3 protein-coding genes are annotated in these 3,001 nt (G+C 41.6%); all 3 read left to right on the forward strand.

The window, feature by feature from the left end; translation table 11 throughout:
- Window positions 1–114: 114 nt before the first annotated feature.
- On the forward strand, window positions 115–1,341 hold the full coding sequence (locus JT739_RS11150) for a uroporphyrinogen decarboxylase family protein (RefSeq protein WP_237661201.1): 1,227 nt from the start codon (window positions 115–117) through the stop codon (window positions 1,339–1,341).
- Between the two features lie 154 nt (window positions 1,342–1,495).
- Window positions 1,496–2,656, forward strand: a complete 1,161-nt coding sequence (locus tag JT739_RS11155; RefSeq protein WP_237661202.1) for an MFS transporter — start codon at window positions 1,496–1,498, stop codon at window positions 2,654–2,656.
- Between the two features lie 159 nt (window positions 2,657–2,815).
- Window positions 2,816–3,001 (forward strand): B12-binding domain-containing protein (locus JT739_RS11160; protein WP_237659390.1); only part of this gene is annotated, 186 nt, incomplete at its 3' end.

A 3,001-nucleotide genomic window follows, 5' to 3' on the forward strand; every position in this document is an offset into this window, starting at 1 on the left:
AGGAAGAGTAGATGAAGAAGTAAGGCAGCTGACGGGAGCGGATGCATGGGCTGATGATGCGGCAAAAGGAGTAAGGCTGTGTAAAGAATTAGTAGGGGTAAAGGAGTGATACAGGTGGCAAAGAGTGCACAGGAACTTGCGAAGGAGCGCCTTGCGCGGATAGAAGCGGCTATGAATCTTGAGGAACCGGATAGGGTGCCATATTCGGGAGTAGGCGGTGACGTAATCCCCGCATATGCAGGCATAACACATCACGAATATTGTTATGACTATGATAAAACGCGGCAGGCATTGAAAAAGTTCCATAGAGACTTTCCCAGTGACTGGAGCTTTGCAGCAGGTTTTACGGGTGTAGGGGTTCCTCCGCTCACGTTTGCTTTTGCAGACCATCCAGATGTAAATGCCGTTTTTGCAATGTATGGCACTGTCCATGATTTGTTAGGTGATGTCTGCACCAGGTATCCCGGGAGAGAAATAGGAGAGAACTGTTCACCGCAGTTTGTGGGCGGTACCTTCATGAAACCGGAGGAATATGACCTTCTAAGCGAAGATCCTGTTGGATTTATTGCAGATAAGTTGCTTCCAAGAATATGTAAGAATCTAGAAACTCCGCGAAAGGCAATGGCCACATGGGTGAGACTCGGTATGGAATATGGCAAGATTTCGGCTTTTATGCAAGGTGTAAGTGAAGATATGGAAGAATTGGGTTATCCCTCTATGCCCATCACAATGGGGATGGCACCGCTGGATTTAATAGGCGATGGATTTAGAGATGTGACAAATGTAATGTTGGATATCCGCCGCTACCCGGAAAAGGTAAAAAAGGCCTGTGAAGCGTTGGTTGAGCCGATTCTAAAAGTGGGCTTGGCGCTAAAACCATTGGGAGTTAAACTGGCTTTTATACCGCTGCACCTCAACGAATATCTTTCTCCTAAACTTTATAAGGAGTTTTACTGGCCATATCTCAAAGAAATAATCCTTGGATTCTTAAAAGAAGGCATAAAATCCATGGTATTTTTTGAAGGCCGTCATGATGCACACCTGGAGACTATTTTGGAACTGCCCAGAGGTTGGGGTATAGCCTACTTTGAAAAGACAGACATAAGGAAAGCCAAAGAAATGCTGAAAGACCACACCTGTGTCATGGGTGGAGTGCCCATAAGTTTAATAGTCAGCGGCACACCTGAAAAGATTGATACATATGTAAAAGAACTGCTTGAAGACGTAAAACCAGGTGGAGGCTATATACTTACAACAAGCGTCGGTATAGCACCAAGGGAAACTCCTTTAGAAAACATCCGCGCTTTGGCAAATGCAGTGGAAAAATACGGAAAATACTAAAACTGTATCTGCGGTTATGACCGGTTTTGGGCATGGCCCAAAGCCGGGCTTTATTGTGAAACAACGAGGTTCTCGGGCCTGACAGAATTTCCTATAGTGTTGTGGTGCGAGGTGTTTATTCTTAAAATTAAAAAAAATTAGAAAGGAGAAGAAAATGGTTAACAAAAAAATTGTCACTATTGCTGTAATGTCTGTTTTTTTCATAGCAATGGGTATAGGTACTATCACTCCAGCCATACAGAGCATTGCCGAAGCTTTTCCTAATTTAAATTTCAGCACCATATTGTTAGTATCTACTCTTCCATCGCTATTTATAATTCCGTCCACATATATTGCAGGCATGGTGGCAGGAAATAAAATTGGATACAGGCCTCTATTGATTGTAGGGATACTGCTTTTTTCATTGGCAGGTGCAGCACCATATTTTTTGACAACTAACTTTACGACAATATTAATAACTAGGGCTCTCTTTGGCATAGGGCTTGGAGTAATAATGCCCCTTGGAAACGCAATCATTTTAAGCCTTTTTGAGGGACAAGAGCGAGCTAACATGCTGGGATTGTCAGGGGTTGTGATGAATCTAGGCGGCATTGTCCTTCAACTACTTGGAGGAATACTTGCTGCTATTAGATGGAACTATGCTTTTCTTGCGCATCTTGTAGGAATTTTATCACTTATAATGGTGCTCTTCATGCTTCCTGAACCGGAGCGAAAAGAGCAACAGGTTAATGAAAAAATTGTCATTCCAACGACTGTATATTTTATTTCTGCAATGTTCGGCATTGCTATGATGGTAAACTATCCTTTGCTAGTAAACATGTCAACAATAATTATTACGGATAAATTGGGAGATGCCGCTTCTGCTGGAGTCGTGCTTTCCATGTTTACGGTAGGGGGAATGATAGCCGGTGCTATATTCGGGAAAGTGTATCAAATAGCCACTCGATTTACCATTTCAATTGGACTTTTAATATTGGCACTGGGTTCCGGTATCGTGCACTATGCGTCAAATCTAATGATATTGACATTAGGTACTACGCTCGTAGGGATAGGTTTTGGATTAGTAATGCCTGCCGTAATGATGATATTGGGTATGATAGTCGCTCCTGTGGCTTTTGCTGCTGCATCAGGCATCCTAATGGCATTTATGAATTTAGGCGGCTTTTTATCCACATATTACATTGCCATGCTTTCTAATATCAACAGCGCAGTGCGCTTTCCCATATTTGTAGCTATGTGTTTATATGGAATTAGCGGTTTAATTTATGGGGCTATTCAAGCGAAAAATCCACCTTCGTTTTCTGCGAAGTCCTAATACTTTATACATTTTGATAAAATTCAAAAACACTTGACAATTCGGACGCCATTAGATATACTGACTTTAGACATGTATATACAACAGTATTACAACAAGAGGTGTCTGACTTAATAATTTTTTAAGGGAAATAATAAATAAAAAAAGGGAGGAAAACACATGCAAGAAGAACTTTTCAACAAAATAGTCGACATGGATGAAGAAGGTTCAATAAAACTTGCCAAAGAGTATCTGGAAGGTGGAGGAGATCCACAAAAGCTGCTTGAGACATGCAGAAATGCAATGGGAGTAATAGGCGACAAATTTGAAAAAGGCGAATACTTCCTATCAGAACTCATACTTGGC

It is taken from the genome of Tepidanaerobacter sp. GT38, from assembly GCF_021991635.1.
Classification (GTDB): Bacteria; Bacillota; Thermosediminibacteria; order Thermosediminibacterales; family Tepidanaerobacteraceae; genus DTU063.

Bases quoted from the DNA above. Each gene is read 5' to 3' on its own strand.
- JT739_RS11155 (WP_237661202.1), top strand. From the start codon at position 1,496: ATGGTTAACAAAAAAATTGTCACTATTGCTGTAATGTCTGTTTTTTTC.